The sequence below is a fragment of the Collinsella sp. AM43-1 genome (genome assembly GCF_003467925.1).
Lineage (GTDB): Bacteria > Actinomycetota > Coriobacteriia > Coriobacteriales > Coriobacteriaceae > Collinsella.
On the sequence record NZ_QSFR01000005.1, the window covers coordinates 55,748 to 80,904 of the forward strand.

Sequence of the window (25,157 nt, forward strand, 5' to 3'; positions counted from 1 at the left end):
AGCCGACTTTCCATGGCATACGACGAATCGGGGCGCGCCGCGCGGTGTCGCGTCGTGACGGCGCTGCTCGCTGTTGCCCTCATCGTGCTCGTCGGGACCAACCTGTGCATCGGGAGCGTGCTCGTGCCCGCAGACCACATCCCCGGCATCCTTTCGGGCGGCGCGGCCAATTCCATGGAAAGCCAGGTCATCTGGGAGATTCGACTGCCGCGCGTACTTTCAGCCGTGCTTCTCGGCGGGGCACTTTCGCTCTCCGGGTTCCTGCTGCAGACGTTTTTCAACAACCCCATCGCCGACCCGTTCATCTTGGGCGTCTCCTCGGGCGCAAAGTTCGTCGTCGCGCTTACGATGATCGTACTTCTGGGCGCAAACCAGGCCATGTCCTCGCCGGCCATGGTGGCCGCAGCGTTTCTGGGCTCGCTTATCACCATCGGTTTCGTGCTCCTCATTGCACGGCGCATAAGTTCCATGGCCATGCTCATCGTGGCGGGCGTCATGGTGGGATACATCTGCTCGGCGGCGACGAACTTCCTCATCGCCTTCGCCGACGACCAGTCCATCGTGAACCTGCACAACTGGTCTTTGGGTAGCTTCTCGGGTTCGAGCTGGGACGACGTCGCGGTCATCACGGTCGTGGTGATCACCGTAAGCGCATGCGTATTCGCGATATCGAAGCCCCTTTCCGCCTTCCAGCTGGGAGAAGCCTACGCGAAAAGCGTCGGCGTGAACGTCGCACGCTTCCGCGTGGCGCTCGTCCTTCTAGCGAGCATGCTCTCCGCCTGCGTGACCGCGTTCGCTGGTCCGGTGTCGTTCGTAGGCATTGCGGTTCCGCATCTCGTGAAGTCGGCGCTAAAGTCGTCGAAGCCCATCCGCGTGATTCCTGCGTGCTTCTTGGGAGGCGCCATCTTCTGCGCGGGCTGCGATTTGATCGCGCGCACACTGTTCTCTCCCGTCGAACTTTCCATCAGCGCTGTCACCGCCATCTTCGGCGCGCCGGTGGTTATCGCGCTCATGTTGAAGAAGCGGGTGAGGTAGATGGGAGAATTCGCGCCGCGGCCCAAAACGCTCGGAGGGGACATTCCATGCTTAGACAGTCCTGAGCTCGCACGAAAGCGCCAGAAGGCACTTTCGGCTCGTGCGGAACTGCGCGAGGAACGCCTCCTCCGAGCGGAGCCGAACCTCGAAACTCCGGTCGAAACGCAGGCTGACGGAGCGCCGCTTTTCCGCATAAGCGACCTGTCGGCGGGCTACGACAAGAAGGTCGTAGTCGAAGGCGTCGATCTGGAGGTTCGCGCGGGCGATGTCGTGGCGCTCATCGGGCCGAACGGCTCGGGCAAGTCGACCATCTTGAAAACCATCACACGCCATCTGGCACCGCTTGCCGGCGCGGTCGAGCTCGACGGGCGGGAGATTTCCCGATGGAAGACGGCGGAGTTCGCAAGGAACCTTGCCGTTATGCTGACAGATCGCCCCCGGACCGAGCTCCTCACCTGCCGCGATATCGTAGAGGCGGGAAGACATCCCTACACCGGGCGAATGGGCGCACTCTCGCCCGACGACCATAGTCGGGTCGACGAGGCCATGAAAACCGCACATATGGAAGAGCTCGCCGAGTGCGACTTCATGCAGATAAGCGACGGGCAACGCCAGCGCGTCATGCTCGCACGCGCCATCGCACAGGATCCGCGTGTGCTCGTGCTCGACGAGCCCACGTCGTATCTCGATATCCGCTACCAGATCGACCTGCTGCGAATACTTCGCCACCTTGCGAAATCGCGGAATGTGGCTGTCATCATGTCCATCCACGAACTCGAGCTCGCGCAGAAAAGCGCCGACAAGGTGATTTGCGTGAAGGACGGCCGGGTCTTCCGCGCCGGCGCACCCGAGGACATATTCACGCGCGAGACGATTGGCGAGCTCTACGGCCTTCAGCATGGCACCTTCAACGAGCGCTTCGGCAGCGTGGAAATTGGACGCCCGCACGGCGATGCGCACACGTTCGTCATCGCCGGCGCAGGTACGGGGTCGGCTGTGTTTCGCCAGCTCATCCGGCAGGGCAAGGCGTTCTACGCGGGCGTTCTGCACGAAGGGGACATCGACTGCGAGCTTGCGCGCGACCTAGCGGCGGAATGCGTGGCCGAGCGCGCCTTCGAGCCGATCGGGGATAAAACCATAGCCCGCGCCAAAGAGCTCCTCGTCCACTGCGCGCGTCTTATCGTGTGCCCCGCCGCCTTCGGCACCATAAACGCCCGCAACGTAGAGCTCGTCGAGTTCGCACGATCGCATGGTATCGAGGTCATGCAAGCGTGCGAAGGCGCATCGGAGGATTCCCAATTGGAGTGGGAAGGATAAACTGGACTTTCTTTTAAGGATCCTCAGGCTACAGCTCCTACGCGGCGAGGTCTACAAGGCGCCGGAGAACTTCATGAACAGGAATTTCCACGCCGACGAGCCCAATTAGGCCTAATCCAAGCGAGATTCCAGACTCGACAGGCCATTGAGAGTCAGGTCGTTGGCGACCTCAGAGACGCGCTCAATAGGAACCGAGCCGTCAGACAGCGCCCACGTGCGATAGATACCGATAATGCCTGACAGCAAAAACGCCAGATAGTAGTCGAACATCTCATCCTTAAGGCCTTGGGGCAGCAGATTGCGCTCGGCAATCTCGTGCTCGAGAGGTGCACGAAGACGAGCCATAAAATCATCGAGCGGAATGTTCTCGATCAGCTGACGATTGAGCACCAGGTTGTTGCATAACGCCTCGTTAACGGTTTTAAAGAAGGTCGCCGCCGCTCCCAGGGCGCGCTCGTTGGTGTCACCGTCCATTGAAGCAAGCGTTTTCTCGACCGAGTCGACAATCATCTCCACCACATCGACGGCAATGGCATCGAGCAGGCCGTCGACCGTACCAAAGTGAACGTAAAAGGTCTTGCGGTCGACATTGGCCTCGCGCGCGATGGCACTCACCGTAATGTCTGCCAGCGGCTTTTCCATGAGCAGGCGCTCGAAAGCGGAAAGGATGGCATTGCGGCTGCGAACGATGCGGCGATCAATACGCGGTTTGCTGGTGGCCATGGGCGTGTCCCTTCGATATGCGGGCATACATCAACAGATGAGAGATAATCTACGTAAGAGGATTATCCCCCATCCGGCACAAAAAAGCCCGGCAATATGAAGAACGCACGACTGCCCTACTGCGACTTAGGGTGCTTCTTCTTATTGAGTGCCGACGGAGATACGCGAATACCGTCGCCTGTCTGGCGCACATAGGCTTTATGAGCCGGCTTAGCGGTCCCAGAAGCCTTCTGAGCGTGCTTCTTGGGATCAACGGTAACAGCATTCGTGGGGTGCGGCTTAGTGGGCGCAGAGGGCGTCTGAGGCGTGCGGCCGAGTTTGCGCATCACGCGATCCCAGCGCGCATGGATGCTCTCGTTGTGGGCGCTCTTAAGGCCCAACAGGGGCGCAGCCAAAATGGTCGGCGCAATAAACGTAATGAGGCGCCACAGCAGATAGCCGGCGGTCGAAGCCGACCCAAAGAAATGACCCAAGAACAATGCAAAGCCGCCCTCAGCGCCACCAGTTCCACCGGGCAAGGGGACCGCAGAGCTCAACAGCTGGACAAAGGCGCTCGCGGCCATGACCGAGAAAAAGTCGACCTCGTGGTGGCCAAAGGCAAGCATCAGGAAATACGGCACGAGGTAGAAAAACGCGAGCTGCATCATGGTGATGACCACCGTGAGCAGCATGGACGAAAAGTGGCCGGCTGAAAGCTTGAACTTCTCGGAGAAAGAGTAGATTTCGCCGTCGACAAACGTACGCCAGTCCTCAATCTTGGTGGCCGAGACGCCCATTCGCTCGAGCCAATTGATAATGCAGTGCGCGACGCGCGTGACGGTCTTAGGCATGAGCGCGACGGCAAAGATGCCAAGCAGAATGCAGCAGTGACCGCCAAAGCTAAAGACGCACAGCAGCGTCATGTCGCCATAGCGCTCGGCGAAAAACGGCATTCGGGCAAGCAGCAGAATGGCGCCCCAGGCAACGAGGCCAAACTGATACACGATAAAGCGCGTGAACTGCGTGGCACCGGCCTCGCCGACATTTTGGCCTGCCTTGGTCAGGCGGTAAATCTGGGCGGGCGTAGAGCCCATCATCATGGGCGTCAGGTTGCCAAAGAAGATACCGCTCGCCTCGACCGAGATCAGGTCGCGAATGCCGACGGGCGAATAAGGGTCGAGCCAAACGGCGATCGCATAGGCCACAATGCCAAAGAACAGATACATGAACATGCAAAGACACGCGATAACGAGCCATGGCGCCTGGACGCTCGACATAGCGGCCCAGAACTGCCCCATCTGCCCGGTTACCACCAGATAGACGATATAACCCACCAGCACGACGCCGATAAAGATGGCGCCGCGGCGTGCGCTCTTATTGTCATCTCCGCCCGAGGCCTCAACCTCGACCTGGGGCTTAGACGTATGCTGAGAGGACTCCGTCATGAGACTCCTTCTAACAGTCAAAATATCTTGGTTATTGTACCCGTAAGGGCCATAGGCAGAACGCAAAGCTCTGGTTCAAACGGGAATTGCAGACGGTTGTTTGAAAATAAAAAACCCGGCCTTCCATGGGAAGACCGGGTATCAGATGCGTGGTAGCCCGTACCAGATTCGAACTGGTGATCTCCGCCTTGAGAGGGCGGCGTCCTAAACCGCTAGACGAACGGGCCATAGACCTCAGCAGAAAAGAAGTGGTAGCCCGTACCAGATTCGAACTGGTGATCTCCGCCTTGAGAGGGCGGCGTCCTAAACCGCTAGACGAACGGGCCACATGACATCTGCACTGCCGTGCTGTGAGGACATATATTACGGGACAAAAAACATCAGCGCAAGAAGAAATTCCAAATTGCCGAAAAAATTGTCGGCAGGTTATGGAACGCGCAGGTAAACTGGGTAGCTAATTCAAGTTGAGATGGACCAAAAGAGCTTCGCGCTCGTTGGAAATGTTGTCTTCGATCACGGCGTCGAGGGCGGAGTTGAGTAGCTGGCCTAGCTCGGGCCCCGGCTTCACACCGGCGCGGATCAGGTCGCCGCCGTTAATGGCGAGCATCTTGAGCGTATAGGGCTCCCCCGCCTTCAGCAGCTCGTGCGCCATCGCGCGCATCTCCTCAATCGTCTCGACGTAATAGAAGCACGACGGGGCCTTACCAAGTGTGTCAGCACGCTTAAGATCCATGAGCTCGTCCATCAGACGCGGCGTGTCGACGCCCTCGCCCGAAAGCGCGCGCATCATATTGAGCAGGCAGGAGCGCTCGGGGCGCAGCGGCTTGTCATGGTATTTGATGAGCAGGCACACATCGCGCACCAAATCGTGCGAGAGCGCCAGGCGATCCATAATGACGCGCGCCTTCTTGGCGCCGAGCTCGGGATGACCGTAGAAGTGGCCGCTGCCGGCGTGATCGACCGTAAAGCAATCGGGCTTGGAGACGTCATGCAAAAACGCTGCCCACATTAAGCTCGGCGAAGGCGCCACGCCATCGCACAGCGCCAGCTCCCCTGCCACCGTCAGCACGCGGGCGATATGCTCGTAGACGTTAAACGCATGATAGACACTGCGCTGATCAAACCCGCGAGCGGACGCGAGCTCGGGCACGGCGGCGCAAACAAGCTCGGGGTAGCGCAGCATCGCGTCTCCCCCGTGGCCCGTCGAAAGGATGCCCTCGAGCTCAATGCCCACGCGCTCGCGCGCCACAGCATCGAGCAGCGGCGCGCACTCGGCAAGTGCCTGTTTGGTCCTAGGCTCGATCATAAAATCCAGACGGCAGGCAAAACGCACCGCGCGCAGCATGCGAAGCGCGTCCTCGTTAAAACGACGCTTGGGATCTCCAACAGCGCGGACGAGCTTACGCTTCAGGTCGCCCTGGCCATCGTAGCGGTCGACAAGACCGCGCTCGGGATGCCAGGCCATAGCGTTAACGGTAAAGTCACGACGCGCCAGATCGTCCTCAAGCGACGCCGCACGCTCCACGCTCTGGGGATGACGACCGTCGGTATAAAAACCATCCAGGCGGTACGTGGTGACCTCAATACGCTCGCCATCGCAAATAGCCGTGATGCCGCCAAATTTGATGCCCGACTCAACCACGGCAACATCAGCCGCCTCGAGCGCCGCTTTGGACTCCTGCCACAGGCCGCTGCAGCACATGTCAACATCGTGGCTGGGGCGCCCCATCAGGGCATCACGTACCCAACCGCCTACGTACCAAGCCTCAAGACCGGCTGCCTCAAGCGCACGCAGGACACGGATGGAGGCATCGGTCGGCTGCGTACCGTTGAGCGAAACATTGCACATGCCTATGGCCTCCTGCGACTATCAAATTGGCTATCGATTGCGTCTGCAAGAAGTCTAACAAGAAAAGGCCTCCACTGCACACGCAAGTCCGATAAACAAAAACGCATCCGTCTTGGTCTGAGACGGATGCGAAATAATCGAACTATTCAGGCAAGGTGCCGGAACTAGCAGACCTGACGAATGGCGATGCCCTTCTGATACTCATCGACCTTGGCAAAGTCGCCCAGACCAGGGCACTCGACCACGTTGGCGCCGGTGGCCATCGAGAGGCGCAGGGCGTCCTCGACGCGCTCGGGGGCGTCGTGCCACACGGACAGGAAGGCGGCCAGCGAAGAGTCACCGGCGCAGACGGTCGACAGCAGCTTGACCTCAAAGGTACGGTTGGCAAACCAGATGTGCTCGCCGTTAGAGAAGTACGCTCCAGCGCCACCCAGGGTCAGCAGCACGTTCTTGGCGCCCTTGGCATGAAGCTCGGCCATAGCGCCCTTGACGGACTCGTCGTCGCCACCGCTCACCTTAATGCCAAAGATGTCGAGCAGCTCGTCGTCGTTGGGCTTAATGAGGAGCGGCTCCATAGCAATGAGGTCGGCCAGCTGATGGCTCGAGATATCGAGCACGAACTCGGCGCCTTTCGCCTTCACGCGACGCAGGACCTCGGCAAGGAAGCCCTCGGAGGTGTTGGGGGGCAGCGAGCCGCTAATGACCAGGCAGGTCATGTCGTCAAGCGAATCGATGAGCTCAAACATCTCTTGCTCGTTGGCTTCGTTAATGGCGGCACCGGCATTAACCATGTTGTACTCGGTGTCGGGACCGGCGTTGAGGAACACGTTGACACGCGTGATACCGTCAGTCCACACAGGCTTGACGGGCACGCCAAGGGCCTCGGCGCCCTTAACGATGAACTCGCCCGAGAAGCCGGCGAAGAATCCAAGGATCGTGGTGTCGACGCCGTAGTGGTCGAGCGTAAAAGAAACGTTGAGACCCTTGCCGTTGGGGGTGTAGACAGCGTTACGGGTGCGGGTGACGGTGTTGGCGGACAGGCCATCGCAGGAGATGTTGTAGTCAATAGCGGGATTTGCAGTAAGCGTGTAAATCATGAATGTTCCTTTCACGAAGCAACGTGTTAATGAAAGTATATTCCACGCTTCGGCAAAAGGCTACAACAACTCGGTGAACGGTGTGGAACGCGTGAAGCGCGGCTCCGAGGTTCGAGTGGGACAAAAAAACGGCGCCCCGGTCGAAACCGGGACGCCGTATGCGCACGAGTTTGTCGCGTTTCGCTTACTTGCGATCGAGCTTACGGACGGCAACACGCTTGCTGTACTCGTCAACGTGACCGAAGTCGCCGATGCCGACGGACTCAGCGACGTTGGCGCCGGTGGCCATAGCGAGCTTCATGGCCTCCTCGACGTTGTCGCGATCCCTGTACCACTTGTGCAGGAACGCAGCGAGGGTGCAGTCGCCGGCGCAGACGGAAGAGACCAGCTTGATGTTGAACTCACGCTTGGCGTACCAGATGTCCTCGCCGTTGGAGAAGTAAGCGTCGCCACGGCTACCACGGGTGAGCAGCACGTTCTGGACGCCGGCCTCGTGAGCCAGCTTCATGGCAACTCGGACCTCGTCGTCGGTGTCGACCGGCACGCCGAAGATGGCCTTCATCTCATGATGGTTCGGCTTGATGAGCAGCGGCTTCTTGTGAGCGAGCTCCTTGAGCTTGTCGGAAGACAGGTCCAGGACGACGTCGGCGCCACGGGCCTGAGCGTGCTCCATGACCTGAGCCAGGAAGTCGGGCGTAGCTTTGGGAGGCACGGAACCGGAGACGATCAGGCACTCAAGATCGCCCGCGGTGTCCAGGATGTTGTAGAGCTCCTCCTGGTGCTGCGGCGTAATAGGAGCACCGGGGTTGAGGATGCCGTACTCGTGCTGGCCATCGTTGACGTAGGTATTGATACGCGTGATACCGTCGGTCCAGACCGGGCGGCACAGGCAACCCAGGTTCATGACCTCCTCGACGATAAACTTGCCCGTGAAGCCGGCGAAGAAGCCGAGCGCGACGGTGTCGACGCCCATTTTCTTAAAGGCGAAGGACACGTCGAGGCCCTTGCCGTTAGCCGTGTAGCTGGCCGAGCCGGTGCGGACGTTCTCATCGGGCTCGAGCGGAGAGCTCGAAACCGTCATGTCGACAGCCGGGTTAGCGGTTAGCGTGTAGAACATTTACAGTACCCCCTGTATATGTGAGGGCCGCGTGGCCGGCCCATTCCAACCACGCGGTTACCTCTGATACCAAATTAGCGAGCAGCAGACTCGAGCAGCGCCTTGACCTCGGCGGCAGTGTTGCAGGCGAGCGCCTTCTCGGCGAGCTCGTCACACTCGGCCTTGGTCCACTGGCTGATGGTCTTGCGGGCGCGCAGGATGGACGGAGCGCTCATCGAGAACTCCTCCAGGCCCCAGCTGATCAGCAGCGGCTCAAGCAGCGGATCGGCAGCGGCCTCGCCGCACATGCCGACCATGATACCGACCTTCACGCCGCTCTCGATGATGTTCTTGAGCGAGCGGAGCACGGCGGGATAGTACACCTGGTACAGGTTGGAGATGGTGTCGTTGCCACGGTCGGCGCACATGGTGTAGCCGATCAGGTCGTTGGTGCCGATAGAGAAGAAGTCGGCGACCTCGGCCAGACGGTCAGCGAGCAGCGAAGCGGCAGGCGTCTCGACCATAATGCCGACCTCGATGTTCTCGTTGAACTTGCGACCTTCTTCGGTCAGCTCGGCCTTGCACTGCTCGACGAGCTCCTTGACGGCCACGACCTCCTCGACGCAGGTGACGAGCGGAATCATGATCTTGACGTCACCAAAGGCGCTGGCGCGCAGCAGGGCGCGGAGCTGAACCTTGTACTGGTCGGGATTGGCCAGGCAGTAACGCACGGCGCGGAAGCCCATGAAGGGGTTCTCTTCCTTGACCATGTGCAGGTAGGGGATCTCCTTGTCGCCACCCACATCGAGCGTGCGGATGATGACCGGAGCCCCCTTGAGCGCGCTGGCGACCTTGCGGTAGGCGTTGAACTGCTCCTCCTCGGAAGGAAGCTCAGCGGAGTCCATGAACAGGAACTCGGAGCGGAACAGACCAATGGCCTCGGCATCGTGATCGAGCGCGTTGGGCACGTCATCGGGGTTACCGATGTTGCAGGCGATGATCTTCTTGATGCCGTCGGCAGTCACAGAAGGCTTGCCGCGGAAGGCCTCGAGGGCTGCCTTCTCGGCAGCGAAGGCCTCGGCCTTGGCGGTGTAGGCAGCGAGCGTCTCCTCGTCGGGATCGGCCTCGACAACACCCTTGCCACCGTCGACGACGACAGTCATGCCGTTGCGCAGTGCGGTGCAGCTGTTGGAAACCGAAAGGACAGCCGGGATCTCGAGGGCACGCGCGATGATCGCGGAGTGCGACGTGCGGCCACCGGTCTCGGTGACGATACCGGCAACGTGGGCCTTATCGATCGTGGCGGTCATGGACGGCGTAAGGTCGTGCACGACAACGACGGTGTTCTCGGGCAGGACGGAGAGGTCGACGACCTCCTTGCCCAGCAGCTCGGCCAGAATACCGGTGCGGATGTCGGCGATGTCGGCCGCGCGCAGACGGAACATCTCGTCGTCCATGGACAGGAACATGTTCTCGAACATGGTCGAGGTGTCCATGAGCGCCTGCTCGGCGCAGGTGCCACCGTCAATGGCGGCGTTGATGGCGTCGGTCATGCCCGGGTCCTGAGCCAGGACAATATGTCCGCTCATGATCTCGGCCTCGGCCTCGCCCACCGTCTCCTTCATGTGGTCGGCCTGAGCCTGGGTCTTCTCGCAGAAGACCGAAAGAGCGGTCTGATAGCGCTCCTTCTCTGCTGCCGAATCAGCGACCTCGTGCGGTTCAAACGTCAAGTCGGGATCGACGGCGACCATAACGGTGCCGATTCCGATGCCCTCGGATGCGTTGACTCCCTGATACATTCCCATTCCTCTCTCCGTGCCATGTGATAAAGCGTTTTGCCATATCCATGACAAAAGAGCGCAGCTACCTTGATACAGGTCACTGCGCCCCCAAGTATGAACTTAATTGTTCAACATGCGACCCGTTTGAGTTCTACTCGCCAAGACCGCTCTTGATGAGCTCGATGGCAGCAGCCAGAGCCTCGGCCTCATCGGCGCCGTCGCACTTGACCTCGACCTCGGTACCGCAGGGGATGCCAGCAGCCATGAGGGCCATCGGGGACTTGCCGTTGACCTCCTTCTCGGGGGTGACGACCGTCACGTCGCAGGCGTACTTGCCCATGGTGGAGGCGAAGAGGCCAGCCGGACGCATGTGAAGACCCTGCGGATTGACGAGGGTAGCCTTCTCAGAAACCATAATTGACTCCTTTTTGTGTTTAACCCCTGTCATGCATGCGGCAGGAGTCAGATTCACGACGTTGTTTATATTAACTCACATCAAACGGTTTTTCATTGTGTTTCGCACGAATTGTTGGACAGATGTCGTTCCTGCACGCTCGCCTGCCGGGCGGGGCGGTTAAGTTTGCTGCTCTACAGTCCTGCGCAAGACGGAAAGCACATTAAGTGCTTTCCTTTGCGTGCGGAACTCGCGACAAACTTAACCGCCCCGCCCGGCAGGCGAGCTGCGGAAACTCGTTCGGTCCAGAGCAATATCGTGGGAACGGAATTCTGGCTGAATATTTGTCCGCACGGACGATCCGATAGACAGGCTGCGCTATCCCCTTCTTCTAACTTGCGGTGAGATAGGGACTGAATTGTGGGTTGAAACGGTTAAACAGTCCTTATCTCACCGCAACTTAGAAGAAGGGGATGAAAAAGGCGGAGGCCCTTGAGAGGGTCTCCGCCTTTGTTACAAGGGGCGATATTATTCGCTGACTGGTGGATTAGACCAGACGGGCGTTGATCGTCTTGGCGATCTCGGCGGCGTCGGTGGAACCCTTGACGGTGGCACGGAAGTCCTGGTCCATGAGTGCCTCGGCGACCTTGGACAGGATCTTGAGGTGCGTGGTGCCAGCCTGTGCACCCGGGATGAGCAGCGCGATGGCCACGTTGACGGGAGCGCCGTCCATGGTGTCCCAACCGGTCACGCCGGACTCGTCCTTGACGACGATGACAGCGGCCTCGGTAATGGCGTCGGACTTGGCATGCGGGATGGCAAAGCCCTCCATCATGCCCGTGGTGCCCTCGGCCTCGCGGGCCAGGAAGGCGTTCATCACGGCGTCGGCGTCGCCGGCGATACCGGCCTTGACGGCCTGGTTGGAGACAAAGCTCAGGGCCTCGTCACGAGAAGCGAAATCCTCGGCGACAAAGACGTTCTCGACCTTCACGAAGTCGGCAGCCTCGGCCTTAGGGGACTCGACAGCAGCGGCCTTGGGGGCCTCAACCGGCTTGGCTGCAGGAGCGGCCTTCTGGTTCTTCTCGAAGTCATACTTCTTGAAGGCGACGAACAGGATGCCACCAACCACAGCGCCGATGAGAATCGCGAGGACCCACAGCGGACCGTTCTCGACAACGGGCAGGACCAGGAAGCCACCGTGGGGCGCCGGATCGTGGACGTTGAACATAATGGTTAGGATCGAAGCGATGGAGGAACCGAGCATCATGATGGGCATGACGGGCCAGATGTTCTTGGTCATAAACGGAATGGCGCCCTCGGTGATGTGGGTGCAACCAAGGATGAGGTTGACGACACCGGCGTCATGGTCCTCCTGGCTGAAGTACTTCTTGCCGACGATGACGGCGAAGGTGGTGATCAGCGGCGGAACGATGCAGGCGGCAGAGACGGCAGCCATGAAGTTGGTGCCGAAGTTGTAGGTGTCGGTGCCGACACCGGCAGCCAGAGCCTCGGTGAGCATGGCGGTACCGGTGACGTAAGCAGCCTTGTTGACCGGGCCGCCCATGTCAAAGGCGCACATGCAGCCGATGGCAAGACCCAGGACAACGGCGCCAGAGGCAGACAGGCCCTTGAGGAAGTCCATCATGGCGGTGTTGATGGCAGCCATGGGGCCGGAAATGCCGAGCATGACCAGACCGACGATGGCGGTCGAGAACAGCGGGTACAAAAAGATTGCCTTGAGGCCGTCCAGGTTCTTGGGCAGACCGGCAAAGACCTTCTCGAGCAGCAGGATGACATAGCCAGCGAGGAAGCCGCCGACGATGCCGCCCAGGAAACCGAAGCCCACGCCGGCACCACCGGCGTCAATCATACCGGTCTCGGCGTTAACGGGCAGGCCCTGGATGGCGATCATACCGGCGACGAAGCCGGGGACGAGCGCCGGGCGCTTGCCGATGGACTCGGCGATGTAGGCGGAAAGCACCGGAACCATGAGGTTCATGGCGGTGCCGCCGATAATCTTGAGCATAGCGGCAAAGCTGTTGTAGTCGGCAGCCGTCGAATCGAAGGACGTGATGCCCCACAGGAACGAAACGGCGGTCAGAACACCACCGGCGACGACGAAGACCAGCATGTGGCTGACGCCATTCATGAGGTGCTTGTAGATGACGTGGCCGATGGACTCTTTCTCCTCGACCTCGTCCTCGACATCGGCGGCAGCGGCAACCGTGTCGTCGCCCTTGGCGGCGAGCGCACGGTCGATCAGCTTTCCGGCGGCCTCGACGGACAGGGCCTTGGAAACGCCGACGGAAACCATGGGCTTACCGGCGAAACGCTCAGCCTGGACATCCTTATCGGCTGCGACGACAACGGCCTTGGCACCAGCGATCTCGCTCTTGGTGAGCTCGTTCTCGACACCGACCTGGCCATGGGTCTCGACCTTAATGGTCAGACCGCGCTCGGCAGCTGCCTTCTCTAGCGCCTCCTTCGCCATGAAGGTGTGCGCGATACCGGTCGGGCAACCGGTGGCGGCGATGATGTCAAACTTAGCCATGTGTCCCTCCTTTTTAAGTTTTGCGCCCGCAGGCGCTCCCCTACACACGCGTCCTTGCGCGCTTTTCCACAACTGAAAGATACCAACCCAGCGCTTTCGCGGAAAGGAAAATGTCCCAATTCTCCGGTGAAAGGTTCTTTCATAACCGTAAACGGTAGGTGAAAGTTTACCATCAACACTTGAAACGGCAAGGTGTATCTTGTAATTGAAAATGCCCGTATACTATGGCATTGAAAAACGAGTCCTATATTTCATGCCAACCAGGAGCCATCCATGACCGATAGCAGCAAGAGCGCGCTCTCCCTTATTAGCACTCATCAGGGATATAGTGGATCCGAGCAGCGCATTGTCGACTATATATTGGAGCACCAGTCCGAGGCGCCGCGCCTGACGGCCGCCCAGCTCTCACGAGCCGCCGCCACGTCCGAGGCGACGGTTTCGCGCTTTTGCCGCAAGCTGGGCTTTGGCAGCTTCCGCAGCTTTCAGTTTTCGTTGGCACGCGACTTGGAGAGCCAGCGCAACGAGGGCCTGACCGACGAGGTTTCGCTCGACAACATGGAACAGAGTCTTAAAAATATCTTGGCCGCCAAGGTGAGCGAGCTTAATGCGACCATCGACGGCATTGATCACGACACTTTGACCGCAGTTGTGCACGCGCTTAAGAATGCCGGCGTTATTGAGTTCGCGGCCGTTGGCAACACCAATGCCGTCGCGCTCGACGCGACGTTTAAGTTTTCGCAGCTGGGCCTTCGCTGCATGGCAAGCACCATCAGCGAGACCTCGATTGGTTTCGCGCTCACATTGCGCCCCGGCGACGTTATCGTGCTGATCTCGAACTCTGGCAAGTCGCGCCGACTGAATCGCATGGCAAAAGCAGCTCGAGACTGCGGTGCTACCGTAGTCGTCATCAGCAGCGACAGCAAGTCTCCGCTTGCGCGCCTAGCCGACTACACCTTTAATACCGTCAATCACGAGGCGCTGCTGACAACGGGCGACTTCGCATTCTCCAAGATGAGCGCCACGATGATCATCGAGGTTATCTACAACTTCCTGCTGCCCGAAATCGAGGACGCCCGAGAGCACATCAGCTACTACGAGGAGCTCATCCAACCGGACAAGGTCGTGGAGTAGACATTTTGGGGAGCCGACAAACAGCACCAGCCACGAAACGGGCCCATCTACTACGTTTTATCCGTATAGCCCAACCACATACCGAAAATAGAGAAAACCGCAGGCGTTCTACCTGCGGTTTTCTTTTTGCAATTCTTGGCGTGGTTGACGATAGCCTATTAAACGTAGTAGATGGGCCGGTTTCGTGGCGGCAGGGTCGGACATACATGTGGCGGCTCGGCCTAAGCGTGCGCTTCTTCCAGCATCTGTCTGGCATGCGCTAGACTTGCCTCGGACTGATCGCCGCTCAACATGCGGGCGACCTCGGCGGTACGGGCATCGCCGGTCACCTCGTCCAAGTGCGTCTGGGGAACATCGCCGGGCTCTTTACTGACCACGTAGTGTTTGTCGGCCATGACGGCGACCTGCGCCAGGTGGGTTACGACGATGACCTGATGCGTGGCGGCAAGATCGGCCAGCACGCCAGCAAGAGCACGAGCCGTGGAACCACCGACACCGGCATCGACCTCGTCAAATACCAGCGTGTCGACGCCGTCCGCATTACCCAGGACCACCTTGCTCGCCAGCATGACGCGGCTCAGCTCACCGCCCGAGGCGATGCGGCGCAGAGGGCGCGGTGTGAGGCCGGCACCGCTGCGATACAGAAGCTCGTAGCTCGAAGGGCCCGCGGGTGTCCACTCAGCGCGAGGGAGATCGCGGGACTCCCAGACCAGCTCAGCGCCGCCCATCTCGAGGCGTGCCATCTGACGACCCACCTCGTGACAAAAACGCGGGGCTGCCGTATTGCGTGCGCGCTTAAGCGCCTTGGCAGCGGCGAACAGTTCGTGCTCCGCCGCGCCGAGTGCCTCGCGTGCCTTCCTAATCTGCTCGTCACCATCGTCCACCAGCGATAACAACTCCCGCGAGCGGTCACGCATGGCAAATACATCGTCCATGGTGGGACCCCACTGCCGCAGAAGTCCCTTAAGGTCGGAATACCGCTCTCGCATGCGAGCGAGCTCGCGAGGATCGAACGCAACACCATCGCGATAAGCACGCAGCTCATTGGCGCAATCCTCGAGTGAGATGCAGGTGTCCGAAAGTGCGTCGGCGATGTCACCCAGTTTGCGATCGACGGTCGCCATGCGCGACAGTTCTGCCACAGCGCCGTTCACGGCATCGAGCGCTCCCCCTTCGGAAGTAAGCGATGCATGGGCGTCGTTGGCCGTCGCCACCAGCACCTCGGCATGCTCGGAGCGCGGCAGCAGCTCCTCGAGCTCCTCATACTCACCCGGCTTGGGGTCGACCTCGGCGATACGCTCCAGAGCGAAGCGCGCCTCCTCGACGCGACTCCCCTGCGCACGCGACGCCTCCTCTACGCGACGGACCTCCTTGGCAGCCGCACGCGACGCCTTAAAGCAGGCACGGTACTTTTCCAGCGCCTCGAGCGCCGCGCGCCCAGCCCAGGCATCGACCATGGCAACATGATGTGACGGATCGAGCAGGCGCTGGTGTTCATGCTGGCCGCACAGATCCATCATCACGCCGACGCGCTCGGAAAGCTCGCGCACGCTGGCAATGCGACCATCAATCTTGACGCGGCTGCGGCCCTCGGCAGAAAGGCTGCGCTGCACGGTGAAGCCCTCCTCGTCGTGCGGGCCATCGAACAGGCGCGCCTCGACGCTCGCAAGCGCCTCGCCCTCGCGCACGGTCGAAGAATCCGCGCGTTCGCCCAAAATGAGCTTAAGCGCCGAGAGCAGCGCAGTCTTGCCGGCGCCGGTCTCGCCGGTCAGGACAGTCAAGCCGGCACTCGGCACCAACGTCGCCTCGCGAATGAGCGCGATGTTGGAAACCTGCAGCTCATCGATCATGGCGAACTCCGTAGAACACGCGGCTTACCGAGTTGTAGAAGCTCTCAGGGCCATAGTCGAGCAGCAGCACATCGCCGGGACCGCGGCGCACGGCCACGCTCTCGACGGTGCCATCGCAGGTAATAAACTGCCCGTCGATGGCAATAGCCGGCACACTCGGGCGGTCATCGGACATAAAGATCTCGACGACATCGCTCGGCGAGGTCAAAAAGGCACGGGCCTGAATAGTATGCGGCGCGATAGGCACGCAAACCATACCCGTGTAATCGGGGCTTACGATGGGACCACCGGCTGAAAGCGCATAGCCCGTAGAGCCGGTCGCCGTCGACACGACGACACCGTCACCGCGCAAGCGATCGATATGGTGGCCCGACACGGTGATGTCGAACTCGACCATATCGGACAAGGGCCCACGTGTGAGCGCCATGTCGTTGAGGGCGAACGAACGCACGACGTCCTTCGTGCCGTCCTCACGCACGGAAACGATGTCTGCGGCGATGGTGGCGCGGCGGCTCACATGGAGCTCACCGGACAGGGCATCGCTCACAACCTGCAAAATATCGCGTTCCTCGGGACTCGCTGCGGTCAAAAAACCCAAATGACCATAGGAAAGACCCAAAATGGGAATCTCACGGTAGTTGAGAATGCGGGCGGCGCGCAGCAGCGTGCCGTCGCCGCCGAGCGTAATGACCAGGCCGGCATCGTCGACATCGGGCGTGCTCCGAATCTTCGAGCGCTGATCGGCCGCCCATGCGACCTCGTAGCCCTGGCGCGTCAGCCAGAGCTCGAGCATCAGGCCGCTCTCGACCGCCTCTTGCTTGTAGTAATTGGGAACCAGAAAGACCTTCATAGCGTTGCCGCTTTCTCGCTCAAAGCCGATACCTGGGCTTGCAGCTCGTCATTCGAGCGCTCACCGGGGGCAAACCTCGTGCCGTACAGGAAAAACTCCACGTTGCCCTTGGCACCATGGATGGGCGACACGCACACGTCAAGTGGGAACAGGCCCTTGGCGGCAAAGAGCTCAATCGCCGCCACGAGCGTATCGCGGCGGACGGCAGGATCTGTCACGATACCGCCCTCGCCCACCAGCGCTGCCGGAGCCTCAAACTGCGGCTTTACGAGCGTGCAAAACGAGCCCGAAGGCGCCAGGCACGCCAGCACCGCGTCGATGATATTCGCGATACTCGTAAACGACACATCGCACACGGCCAGGTCGATAACGCCGCCGTAGCCAAGCTCGGGCAGCTGCGTCACGTTGGTGCGCTCATGGAGCGTCACGCGATCGTCTTGGCGCAGCGACCAATCAAACTGGGCACGACCCACGTCGACCGAAACGACCGTGGCGGCACCGCGCTTGAGCAGGCAATCGGTAAAGCCGCCGGTAGAGCAGCCTACGTCCAGGCAGGCAAGGCCCGTGGGATCGATACAAAACGCATCGAGCGCACCCTCAAGCTTAAGGCCGCCGCGCCCAACGTACGGAATGCGCCCCTTAACGTGCAGCGGCAGGCCCGGCGTCACCTTGAGCCCCGGAGAGGTCAAACGCTCACCGCCGCTCGAGACCAAGCCGGCCATAAGAGTGCGAAGGGCATCCGCGCGATCGGCGCAGATGCCCTGTGAAATCAGTTCGTCATCGAGACGCACGCGTTTCATGAATGCCATCAACCATTCGTATCCGGGGATGCAGCCTGCCTATCTTGGGACTCGTTTGCCGCATCCTCATCGTATTCCTGCTCGAGCTTGTCGGCCTCACGCGGCGTCAGCTCAAACTTGTCGACCATATCGACCGCACGGGAGCCAAGCTCAATCGCCTCGTCAAACAAATCGAGCGATCGCTCCAGGGACGTATCCTTGGAGCGAACGGTGGCGATGATCTGGTCCAGGCGATCCGAGATCTCATCGAAGTTACGGACGGAACCCTCTGGCATGGCTACTCCTCGACGGAGTCGGCCTCGACGGCCTCAGCAGCGTCCGGATCCTCGGCAAGTACACCGGCGGCAGCCTGAGCGGCAGCGACCTTTGCGGCCGCCTCGGCAGCCTGCGCCTCCTCGCGAGCGCGATCCTCGGCCAGCAGCTCTTGGTACAGGTCCTCGCCCGGCAGCTCCTCGCTGCGAGCGATCTTGCCCAGCACGCCGTTGACAAACGATGCGGACTGGTCGGTGCCATAAGCCTTAGCGATTTCGACGGCCTCGTTGATAACAATAGCGTCCGAGACCTCCTCGTCGGTGAGGAAGCGCATCTCGTAGACGGCGATACGCAGCAGGTTGCGGTCGGCGCCGGGCATGCGCATAAGATCCCAGTTCTTGGCGACGGCGCGCAGGGCACAGTCGATGCGATCGATATGCTCGTAGGCACCACGGCAAAGCTCCAGCGCATAGGGGTCGAGGGGACCCTTCGAGATCAGGAAATCGCCCTCGAGGACGCGCTCGAGCGGGCTGTCCGTGGCCTCGGCCTGGAACAGCAGCTGCAGCGCCTGACTGCGGGCAAGCGTGCGCCCGCGATAAACCTTAAGGCTCAAAGGTTACTCCTTGGGGAAAACGAGACCGTCGATGCAAACGTCAACGCGGTCGACCTCGACGCCCACCTGGGCATCGATGGCGGCGACCACGGCTGCGCGAACGGCCTCGGCGAGTTTCTTGAACGGATAGCCAAAGAACACCACGACACGCACGGTGAGTGCGAGCTTGTCGCCGACGACCTCGGCCTCGACCGCCGGCTCGGAAGCCGGGGCCTTGGACGAGAGCATCATGGAGACAAGGTTGGTGGCAAGGTCCTTGACGCCAACGGAGGCGATGCCCTCGACATCCGACACGGCGCGCGAGACGATGGCGGTCAGAACATCGGGCGAAATGCCGATGCCGTCAATCTTGATTTCCTGGGGCATGAGTCCTCCTAGAAGAGTTGGTTGCTAGACGCGGGAGACGAACTTGCCGTCGCGGGTGTCAACCTTGATGACCTCGCCCTCGTTGAGGTACATGGGGACCTGGATGACAGCGCCGGTGTCGATCGTGGCCGGCTTGGTGGAACCCTGGACGGTGTCGCCCTTAAAGCCCGGGTCGGTCTGGACGATGGTGGTCTCGATGAACATCGGCGGGGTCACGCCCATGAGCTCATCGTCGGCGAAGAGCAGCTGGCAGATGTCGTTCTCGCGCAGCCACTTGGAATTCTCGCCCACCATGTCCTCGGGAACGGGAACCTGCTCGTAAGACTCGTTGTCCATGAAGATGTAGTCGGTGCCATCGTTGTAGAGGTACTGGAACTCACGGGTGGTGAGCATGACGCTCTCGAACTTGGTGCCGGCGTTGCAGGTGTTCTCGACGACGCGGCCGCTCTTGATGTCGCGGGTCTTGTAGCGCACAAATGCGCCACCCTTGCCCGGCTTGACATGCTGGAACTCGACGATGGTGTAGACCTTGTCCTTAATGCGGAGACCGAGGCCGTTCTTGAAGTCGGCGGTAGAAATGGTAGGCATAGCGACCTTTCTTGTTATGGGCAGAACGCACAAGCGTCCAAATTACATACGACCAAAATTATACACTTGCAGACGGCGCCTGCAGCGAGCGCATAAAAAGAGAACGCGGGGCGTCCGAATCTATCCGAACGCCCCGCCTCAAAAATCTATCGAAATGAGCTAGCAATCGATGACGTGGAGGTCATGCGGCGTCTTGGTGAAGGGCTCGTAGCCGTTCTCGGTGACCACGCCGTAGTCCTCCAGGCGCACGCCGCCCACGCCGGGCAGGTAGACACCGGGCTCCATGGTGATAACCGAGCCAACCTCGATGATATTCTTGCTGCGGTTAAAGTTGGGCAGCTCGTGGATGTCGATACCGACGCCGTGGCCCAGACCATGGTTGTAGTAATCGCCATAACCGGCATCGCCGATGATCTTCTTGGAAAGCTTGAAAATGTCGTTGCCCTCGACGCCCGGATGGATAGCGGCGACGCACTCCTCGTGGGTGCGGCGTACGAGCGCGTACAGGTCGAGCTGCTCCTGGGTGGGCTCGCCCATCACGACGGTGCGCGTCATGTCGGAACGATAATCGCAGTAGCCCGCGCCGTAATCCATGAGGACGAAGTCGCCCTTCTCGATCACGCGATCACTCGGGACGGCATGCGGGTTGGCGGTGTTGGAGCCGCATGCCACGATGGAGCCGAAGGCCAGGCTGTCGGCGCCGTTGGCGAACATAAAGTTCTCGAGCTCGTTGCGAACCTGCTTCTCGGTCATACCGGGCTTAATAAAGCCGAGCATATGCTGGAAGGCGGCGTCGGTGATCGACTGCGCATGGCGCATGAGCTCGATTTCCTCGGCGTCCTTGATGGCGCGCATCTTGCGAATGTCGTCATGCATCAGCGGCAGCATGCAGGCGACGGAACGATCCTCCAGGCCACGCTGAATACCCTGGTAGAAGTTGATCTGCATGTCGTCCTCGACAGCGCAGACGCGGCACTTGTTGGCCGCGATCTTGCCGGCGACCCAACCGGGGATGGTGCCCTCGTCCATGTCGTAGACCCAGGGGCTGCCGGCGGGCGTGTTCTCCTCAAAGCTGTTGAGGTAGCGCGAGTCGGTATGGAACAGGCACTGGTCAGCCGTAATAAACGCCGCGTGCGGGAACTCGAAGGTGTAATCGAAGACGCCCTTCACGCCCGTAAGCCAACGAAGATTGGCCTCGTCACGAACCACGATAGCGTCGTAGCCGCGCTCAGCCATCAGGACACGGACACGCTCGATACGACCGGCAGGACCGGCAGCAAACTCTGACATGCAGATTCCTTTCTTGTTGTCTCTATAAAGACGGAACGGGTCTCAACCGAACGACGGAATCGCGCGCGATTCGCAACCGATTGGAAACCCGCCCCTCAACATGATACGAAAGACGATGTATGTCAATAAATCCTAGAGAAGTTCTTTGCGAGAAGCCAAGTAGGCGTGAGCATGGCGGTCGAGGACCTCGTCCTCAACGCTCGTTAGACGAATGGCGCCGAGTGCCGCGGGCAGCGGCAACATACTACGGTTCGAGCGGTCAAACTGCTGCCTGCGGAACTCCTCGATATATGAGGCAGGCTCCAGATCGAAGGCAAGCTCCTCGATACCAAAGTCCTCCAGGCAGTCATCGACCTCAAAGACGTAATCGATATCAAAGTCGCAGGCATCATGTGCTAAGCGCGCCTCAAAGCGCATGCCCTCAGACAGCAGCTGGTAGGCAGGAACCTGCGCCGCGGCTTTACCCAGGCAGGCGCGCAGGGTACGCTCCCCCATCTTGCCAAAATCGAGCGCATGGCGGGCGCTCGGGTTCGTGGCCATCAGTACGTCCTTACGGGCAGTCTGAGACCACTGAACGGCATTGACGAGCGCGACCTCCTCGCCCGCGAGAATCTCGGGGACGGTCTCAGTAAACTGATTCCAGCGGGACTTGCTGCTCGAAAGCATGGTGCCAACAAGTACCGCATAGCCGAGCTTGAGGTCCTCGGGGTCCGCCTCGCGAACAAGGTCGAGGTCGCACACGACCAAGCCCGGCTCGGGACGGAACGCGATAGCGGGAAGCGCATTCGTCGACGAGGCGACAAGCGGCTTCATGGTCGTCGCAACCGTGAGCATGGCGTCGAACGTCGTCGGCAGCAAGGCGCACTCGGTGCGACCGCACCACTGATTGGCACACCAACAAACGACCGAGCAGGTCGCCGTGTCACCGACAGCGACAACGAGATCGTCGCAGGTAATGCCGTTAGCCGACAGGGCGCCAAAGACGGTATCGGCATCGGCCAGCGTAGCACCGGCAGGAGAAACCTCGAGGACGAGCAGCGACACGGCAAAACCGGCGTCGACCAGCGCATGCTCGACGACCTCGCCAAAACGCTCGGATGTAGCGTCGTTCCAAACCACCATCGCGCGCTTAGGCTTGCCCACGGCCGAGGCAAACATGCGCGACAGCTCCTCGAACGCGCCCAATCCAACGCGGACATCGACACTGCGGTTTTGGAAATTGATAAGTTGACGGCGAATCATAGCAGTCCACGCTCCAAAAGCATCTCGGCACAAAGGTAGGAAACGTCCTCGAAGGACTTGTTGCGAATATCAAGGGTAATATCGGCGGCCTGGCGATACAGCGGACGGCGATGCTCAAACAGGCACGCAGCGTGCTCGGGCGAGCGGAAATCGGGCCGGGTATCGGAGCGGCGAATCTGGCGCAACGAGTCCTCAAAGTCGCCTTCGAGGTACACGCATATACCCATCTCATGCATCAGCTCAATGTTCACCGGCGTCTCGACGATGCCACCCCCGCACGACACCAGCAGGCTGCGCTCGCTTTGAAGCGAACGGAGTGCCGAGGTCTCAAGCTCGCGAAAACGATCCTCGCCCTCGGTCTCAAATATCTCGGTAACCGACTTGCCACATCGACGCACAACCAAACGATCGGTATCGATAAAACGCCGCTTGAACATAGTGCCGACGTTGCGCGCGAGCGTCGATTTGCCCGCGCCCAAAAAGCCGATAAAGAAGATATGGTCGCAGCCGTGTTTGATGTGCTGAGACATGGCGAAACCTATTCCTCGCAGGGAAGGTCGCGCAGGGCCCGGCGCTCAAAGATACGGAAGATCTGCGTGTACCACAGGTCCTGGGTTGCCTGCGGCTTGACCAGAATAGTGTCAACGCCGGCAAAGTTACCGCTCCACACGTCCGTGTACAGCTGATCGCCGATCAGCACCGCCTCGTCTGCCGTGGCGCCAAGGCGCTTAAGACCCGCCTTCAAGGCAAACGGGGCGGGCTTCATGGCGTGGCTGATGGCCTCGAGTCCCAGCTCGCGTGCAGAGCTCATGACCTGATCGCGATGCCAGTTGTTGGACACCATGCACAGCTTAAAGCCTTTGGCGCGGGCGGTATCGAGCCAAGCGGAAACCGCGGCGGGAACCTGCTCGGTGTCGCGCGGAACCAGAGTGTTATCGCGATCGAGCAGAATGGCGCGTTTGCCGTCGGCCCACAGGGTATCAAGGTCGATGCGATCGACCGAGGCAACGTATCGTTTGGGGCTAAAAATCCTCATGCTAATTCCAAGACAGTTGATGCTCTTCGTAGGTTTGCGAGAAGTACTCCTCGTCCTGCGTAATGTAGAAATACAGGTCATCGGAGTCGGTTGGCTCAAGCGTGGCCTTGAGTGCCTCGAGCGACGGAGAGCAGATGGGCGTGGGTGGCAGGCCCTCGTGCTTATAGGTGTTATACGGGCTATCGCTCTGCAGGTCGTCGGCGGTAACCTCGCCACCGGTGACATACATCATGGTCGCATCGCTGTTGAGATAGCGCAGACCGTCGAGCTTGCCGGCAAGGCGGTTGTAGAAGACCGAGGCCACGTGTGCACGTTGATCGGCGTTGAGGCCCTCGCGCTCAACGATAGAGGCCAAGTTGACGATGTCGTAGTCGGACATCTCCACACCGTAGCGCTCCTTGATCTTGGCTTCGCAGCTCGCAAAGTCAAGCGACTTGTACTCGGTCTTAAACTGATCGAGCATGGCGCGAATCACGTCATCGGCCGTCGGCGAATCACCCAACGAATAGGTCTTGGGGAACAAAAAACCCTCGAGCGAGTCGTTGGCGGCGCCCTTAAGGAAGCTATAGTCGTCCACGTAGTTGGAGGCCTTGGCCTGGTTGAGGAAGTCTTCCTTAGAGATGCTGTCGTAGGCCTGGGCCACGCGGTCGGCGACTTGATCGACTGTCAGACCCTCAGGGATAGTCAGCGCATTGGAGCCCGCGTTGGGGCCTTCCATGAGCTGCTGAACAACCTTGGTCGCATCCATGAGTGTGGTGAACGAGTAGGTGCCAGGCTTAAGCGACATATCGGCGTTAAGCTTTTTCACCGCCGCGTAGTAATCCTTGGGATTTTCGACGATATGGTTCTCGGAGAGAATCGAGGCGATCGTATCGCCCGAAGCACCGTCGGGAATGGTCACCGTAACTTGCTGGCCAGCAGCGACTTTCGCATCCTCACCGGCAAAGAAGCCCTTAACGGCAGGTACGACAAAGAAAGCGATAGTAGCAAGCGCGATTACGGCCACCACAACGCCGATGATCATAGGAACCGGAGAACTCTTCTTTTGAGCACCGCGACGAGCATGCGTGTTGTAGCTCGAGCGAGTCGCCGGAGCAACGCCATGCGACCCGCGAGCGTGATGCGAATGCGATTGGGGGGCCTGCGTTCGCTGGGTAGGTGCCTGTTGCTTAAAGCGAGCACCGCCTGCAGGCTGAGCCGAACGAGCAGTGGGCTGCTGAGCCGCGTGAGAAGCCGGATACTGAACCGAACGAGCAGAAGGCTGCTGACCCGTCCGTTGAACAGGTTGGGCCGAACGAGAGGAGGACTGCACCGGGCGCGCGGCAGACTGAGCTGCGCGCTGGGTCGGCTGTGCCGGACGCTGGCCAGGCTGGGCAGGGCGCGACGCCGACTGACGTGTACAATTCGGCTGGCGCGGATCGGAAGCGCTAGGCATGCGAAACCTCCTCGTTTTTACGATCAAGCCACGTCTGCAAAAACAGGCTGGCGGCAATCATGTCAATCTTGCCCCTCATCTGCTTTTCGTTGAGGCCCTGCTCGCGCAGGATACGCTTTGCCTCTTGCGAGGACAGGCGCTCGTCCTCAAACTCCAACGGAAGATCGAGCTCGTCGGCAATCTTTTGCGCAACAGCGGCAACGCGCTCGGCCTGGGGACCGGGCTCACCGGCCATGGTCAGGGGACGCCCACTTACCAGGATATCGGGCTCATAGTCCTCAACCAGGTAGCGGAACGTCTTGGCCATACCGGTGACCTCTGCAGCCGGGAGCACCTTGACAGGCATCGCCATCTTGCCATCACGGCTCGAGACGGCGATGCCGATCCTGGTCTCCCCTATGTCCAGCGCAAGCGCGACCACAGCGACTACCTAGATT

Annotated in this window: 24 protein-coding genes and 2 tRNA genes; 3 read left to right on the forward strand and 23 right to left on the reverse strand. The window is 60.2% G+C overall.

The features are described 5' to 3' along the window. Window positions 1–12: 12 nt before the first annotated feature. Both DW925_RS03275 and DW925_RS03280 read left to right on the forward strand, forming a co-directional pair. Complete coding sequence (locus DW925_RS03275) at window positions 13–1,035, forward strand: iron ABC transporter permease (protein ID WP_117716073.1); 1,023 nt, start codon at window positions 13–15, stop codon at window positions 1,033–1,035. Beyond that, window positions 1,036–2,352, forward strand: coding sequence for an ABC transporter ATP-binding protein (locus DW925_RS03280; RefSeq protein WP_117716072.1), 1,317 nt, complete (start codon window positions 1,036–1,038; stop codon window positions 2,350–2,352). Window positions 2,353–2,463: 111 nt separating this feature from the next. Here the strand turns inward: DW925_RS03280 and DW925_RS03285 are convergent, their stop codons facing one another. The 10 genes from DW925_RS03285 to DW925_RS03330 all read right to left on the reverse strand — a co-directional run bounded on the left by DW925_RS03285 (window position 2,464) and on the right by DW925_RS03330 (window position 13,267). Continuing rightward, window positions 2,464–3,075 (reverse strand): TetR/AcrR family transcriptional regulator, encoded by a 612-nt coding sequence (locus DW925_RS03285; protein WP_158551920.1) that lies wholly within the window; start codon window positions 3,073–3,075, stop codon window positions 2,464–2,466. A 116-nt stretch (window positions 3,076–3,191) separates the two neighbouring features. Beyond that, window positions 3,192–4,499: a lysylphosphatidylglycerol synthase transmembrane domain-containing protein gene (locus DW925_RS03290; RefSeq protein ID WP_117716070.1), complete on the reverse strand. Its 1,308-nt coding sequence runs from the start codon at window positions 4,497–4,499 to the stop codon at window positions 3,192–3,194. A 150-nt stretch (window positions 4,500–4,649) separates the two neighbouring features. Next, window positions 4,650–4,726, reverse strand: a tRNA-Glu gene (locus tag DW925_RS03295). Window positions 4,727–4,748: 22 nt separating this feature from the next. Next, window positions 4,749–4,825: transfer RNA gene (locus DW925_RS03300), tRNA-Glu, on the reverse strand. 128 nt (window positions 4,826–4,953) lie between these two features. Then, window positions 4,954–6,348 carry a CCA tRNA nucleotidyltransferase gene (locus DW925_RS03305; protein ID WP_117790351.1) on the reverse strand — a complete coding sequence of 465 codons (1,395 nt, stop codon included), beginning with the start codon at window positions 6,346–6,348 and terminating at the stop codon, window positions 4,954–4,956. Between the two features lie 164 nt (window positions 6,349–6,512). Further along, the gene (locus DW925_RS03310) at window positions 6,513–7,445 is read right to left on the reverse strand and encodes a 1-phosphofructokinase family hexose kinase (RefSeq protein ID WP_117564111.1); all 933 of its coding nucleotides are present in this window, start codon (window positions 7,443–7,445) and stop codon (window positions 6,513–6,515) included. 184 nt (window positions 7,446–7,629) lie between these two features. Then, window positions 7,630–8,562 carry a 1-phosphofructokinase family hexose kinase gene (locus DW925_RS03315; protein ID WP_055250439.1) on the reverse strand — a complete coding sequence of 311 codons (933 nt, stop codon included), beginning with the start codon at window positions 8,560–8,562 and terminating at the stop codon, window positions 7,630–7,632. A 74-nt stretch (window positions 8,563–8,636) separates the two neighbouring features. After that, window positions 8,637–10,340 (reverse strand): phosphoenolpyruvate--protein phosphotransferase, encoded by a 1,704-nt coding sequence (gene ptsP / locus DW925_RS03320; protein ID WP_117790352.1) that lies wholly within the window; start codon window positions 10,338–10,340, stop codon window positions 8,637–8,639. A 133-nt stretch (window positions 10,341–10,473) separates the two neighbouring features. Next, complete coding sequence (locus DW925_RS03325; RefSeq protein WP_022094575.1) at window positions 10,474–10,737, reverse strand: HPr family phosphocarrier protein; 264 nt, start codon at window positions 10,735–10,737, stop codon at window positions 10,474–10,476. A gap of 526 nt (window positions 10,738–11,263) precedes the next feature. Further along, window positions 11,264–13,267: a fructose-specific PTS transporter subunit EIIC gene (locus DW925_RS03330; protein ID WP_117790353.1), complete on the reverse strand. Its 2,004-nt coding sequence runs from the start codon at window positions 13,265–13,267 to the stop codon at window positions 11,264–11,266. Between the two features lie 273 nt (window positions 13,268–13,540). On the opposite strand from DW925_RS03330, the gene DW925_RS03335 reads away from it, so the two are divergent. Further along, window positions 13,541–14,398, forward strand: coding sequence for a MurR/RpiR family transcriptional regulator (locus DW925_RS03335; RefSeq protein ID WP_117655428.1), 858 nt, complete (start codon window positions 13,541–13,543; stop codon window positions 14,396–14,398). Between the two features lie 221 nt (window positions 14,399–14,619). Here DW925_RS03335 and DW925_RS03340 read toward each other — a convergent pair whose 3' ends face one another. From DW925_RS03340 to ruvX, 13 genes are all read right to left on the reverse strand, one after another. Further along, window positions 14,620–16,248, reverse strand: a complete 1,629-nt coding sequence (locus tag DW925_RS03340; protein WP_117790354.1) for a DNA repair protein RecN — start codon at window positions 16,246–16,248, stop codon at window positions 14,620–14,622. Beyond that, window positions 16,238–17,098 (reverse strand): NAD(+)/NADH kinase, encoded by an 861-nt coding sequence (locus tag DW925_RS03345; protein ID WP_117790355.1) that lies wholly within the window; start codon window positions 17,096–17,098, stop codon window positions 16,238–16,240. Before DW925_RS03345 ends, DW925_RS03340 begins: the two co-directional genes overlap by 11 nt. Further along, complete coding sequence (locus tag DW925_RS03350; RefSeq protein ID WP_117790393.1) at window positions 17,095–17,898, reverse strand: TlyA family RNA methyltransferase; 804 nt, start codon at window positions 17,896–17,898, stop codon at window positions 17,095–17,097. Before DW925_RS03350 ends, DW925_RS03345 begins: the two co-directional genes overlap by 4 nt. 8 nt (window positions 17,899–17,906) lie before the next feature. Further along, window positions 17,907–18,173, reverse strand: coding sequence for an exodeoxyribonuclease VII small subunit (locus DW925_RS03355; RefSeq protein ID WP_089571754.1), 267 nt, complete (start codon window positions 18,171–18,173; stop codon window positions 17,907–17,909). Between the two features lie 2 nt (window positions 18,174–18,175). After that, window positions 18,176–18,763, reverse strand: coding sequence for a transcription antitermination factor NusB (gene nusB, locus DW925_RS03360; RefSeq protein ID WP_117639362.1), 588 nt, complete (start codon window positions 18,761–18,763; stop codon window positions 18,176–18,178). Window positions 18,764–18,766: 3 nt separating this feature from the next. Further along, window positions 18,767–19,129: an Asp23/Gls24 family envelope stress response protein gene (locus tag DW925_RS03365; protein WP_117790356.1), complete on the reverse strand. Its 363-nt coding sequence runs from the start codon at window positions 19,127–19,129 to the stop codon at window positions 18,767–18,769. A 24-nt stretch (window positions 19,130–19,153) separates the two neighbouring features. Continuing rightward, window positions 19,154–19,717 (reverse strand): elongation factor P, encoded by a 564-nt coding sequence (gene efp, locus DW925_RS03370; RefSeq protein ID WP_006233983.1) that lies wholly within the window; start codon window positions 19,715–19,717, stop codon window positions 19,154–19,156. A 159-nt stretch (window positions 19,718–19,876) separates the two neighbouring features. Next, entirely contained in the window at window positions 19,877–21,007 is a 1,131-nt protein-coding gene (locus tag DW925_RS03375) for a Xaa-Pro peptidase family protein (RefSeq protein WP_117790357.1), read from the reverse strand. A 132-nt stretch (window positions 21,008–21,139) separates the two neighbouring features. Next, window positions 21,140–22,249, reverse strand: a complete 1,110-nt coding sequence (locus tag DW925_RS03380) for a hypothetical protein (RefSeq protein ID WP_117790358.1) — start codon at window positions 22,247–22,249, stop codon at window positions 21,140–21,142. After that, complete coding sequence (locus DW925_RS03385) at window positions 22,246–22,779, reverse strand: shikimate kinase (protein ID WP_117790359.1); 534 nt, start codon at window positions 22,777–22,779, stop codon at window positions 22,246–22,248. The genes DW925_RS03380 and DW925_RS03385 overlap by 4 nt, the downstream gene beginning before the upstream one ends. Before the next feature lie 8 nt (window positions 22,780–22,787). Then, a complete protein-coding gene (locus DW925_RS03390; RefSeq protein ID WP_099431674.1) occupies window positions 22,788–23,285 on the reverse strand; it encodes a YqeG family HAD IIIA-type phosphatase in 498 nt (165 codons plus the stop codon). A gap of 1 nt (window position 23,286) precedes the next feature. After that, the gene (gene mltG, locus DW925_RS03395; RefSeq protein WP_231500808.1) at window positions 23,287–24,720 is read right to left on the reverse strand and encodes an endolytic transglycosylase MltG; all 1,434 of its coding nucleotides are present in this window, start codon (window positions 24,718–24,720) and stop codon (window positions 23,287–23,289) included. Further along, window positions 24,713–25,141: a Holliday junction resolvase RuvX gene (gene ruvX / locus DW925_RS03400; protein WP_035138185.1), complete on the reverse strand. Its 429-nt coding sequence runs from the start codon at window positions 25,139–25,141 to the stop codon at window positions 24,713–24,715. Before ruvX ends, mltG begins: the two co-directional genes overlap by 8 nt. Window positions 25,142–25,157 lie beyond the last annotated feature (16 nt).

What these genes read in the sequence shown, in the direction of transcription:
- DW925_RS03275 (WP_117716073.1), top strand. Translation starts at nt 13, where the DNA reads ATGGCATACGACGAATCGGGGCGCGCCGCGCGGTGTCGCGTCGTGACG.
- DW925_RS03280 (WP_117716072.1), top strand. Translation starts at nt 1,036, where the DNA reads ATGGGAGAATTCGCGCCGCGGCCCAAAACGCTCGGAGGGGACATTCCA.
- DW925_RS03285 (WP_158551920.1), bottom strand. Translation starts at nt 3,075, where the DNA reads ATGGCCACCAGCAAACCGCGTATTGATCGCCGCATCGTTCGCAGCCGC.
- DW925_RS03290 (WP_117716070.1), bottom strand. Translation starts at nt 4,499, where the DNA reads ATGACGGAGTCCTCTCAGCATACGTCTAAGCCCCAGGTCGAGGTTGAG.
- DW925_RS03305 (WP_117790351.1), bottom strand. Translation starts at nt 6,348, where the DNA reads ATGTGCAATGTTTCGCTCAACGGTACGCAGCCGACCGATGCCTCCATC.
- DW925_RS03310 (WP_117564111.1), bottom strand. Translation starts at nt 7,445, where the DNA reads ATGATTTACACGCTTACTGCAAATCCCGCTATTGACTACAACATCTCC.
- DW925_RS03315 (WP_055250439.1), bottom strand. Translation starts at nt 8,562, where the DNA reads ATGTTCTACACGCTAACCGCTAACCCGGCTGTCGACATGACGGTTTCG.
- ptsP (WP_117790352.1), bottom strand. Translation starts at nt 10,340, where the DNA reads ATGTATCAGGGAGTCAACGCATCCGAGGGCATCGGAATCGGCACCGTT.
- DW925_RS03325 (WP_022094575.1), bottom strand. Translation starts at nt 10,737, where the DNA reads ATGGTTTCTGAGAAGGCTACCCTCGTCAATCCGCAGGGTCTTCACATG.
- DW925_RS03330 (WP_117790353.1), bottom strand. Translation starts at nt 13,267, where the DNA reads ATGGCTAAGTTTGACATCATCGCCGCCACCGGTTGCCCGACCGGTATC.
- DW925_RS03335 (WP_117655428.1), top strand. Translation starts at nt 13,541, where the DNA reads ATGACCGATAGCAGCAAGAGCGCGCTCTCCCTTATTAGCACTCATCAG.
- DW925_RS03340 (WP_117790354.1), bottom strand. Translation starts at nt 16,248, where the DNA reads ATGATCGATGAGCTGCAGGTTTCCAACATCGCGCTCATTCGCGAGGCG.
- DW925_RS03345 (WP_117790355.1), bottom strand. Translation starts at nt 17,098, where the DNA reads ATGAAGGTCTTTCTGGTTCCCAATTACTACAAGCAAGAGGCGGTCGAG.
- DW925_RS03350 (WP_117790393.1), bottom strand. Translation starts at nt 17,898, where the DNA reads ATGAAACGCGTGCGTCTCGATGACGAACTGATTTCACAGGGCATCTGC.
- DW925_RS03355 (WP_089571754.1), bottom strand. Translation starts at nt 18,173, where the DNA reads ATGCCAGAGGGTTCCGTCCGTAACTTCGATGAGATCTCGGATCGCCTG.
- DW925_RS03365 (WP_117790356.1), bottom strand. Translation starts at nt 19,129, where the DNA reads ATGCCCCAGGAAATCAAGATTGACGGCATCGGCATTTCGCCCGATGTT.
- efp (WP_006233983.1), bottom strand. Translation starts at nt 19,717, where the DNA reads ATGCCTACCATTTCTACCGCCGACTTCAAGAACGGCCTCGGTCTCCGC.
- DW925_RS03375 (WP_117790357.1), bottom strand. Translation starts at nt 21,007, where the DNA reads ATGTCAGAGTTTGCTGCCGGTCCTGCCGGTCGTATCGAGCGTGTCCGT.
- DW925_RS03380 (WP_117790358.1), bottom strand. Translation starts at nt 22,249, where the DNA reads ATGATTCGCCGTCAACTTATCAATTTCCAAAACCGCAGTGTCGATGTC.
- DW925_RS03385 (WP_117790359.1), bottom strand. Translation starts at nt 22,779, where the DNA reads ATGTCTCAGCACATCAAACACGGCTGCGACCATATCTTCTTTATCGGC.
- DW925_RS03390 (WP_099431674.1), bottom strand. Translation starts at nt 23,285, where the DNA reads ATGAGGATTTTTAGCCCCAAACGATACGTTGCCTCGGTCGATCGCATC.
- mltG (WP_231500808.1), bottom strand. Translation starts at nt 24,720, where the DNA reads ATGCCTAGCGCTTCCGATCCGCGCCAGCCGAATTGTACACGTCAGTCG.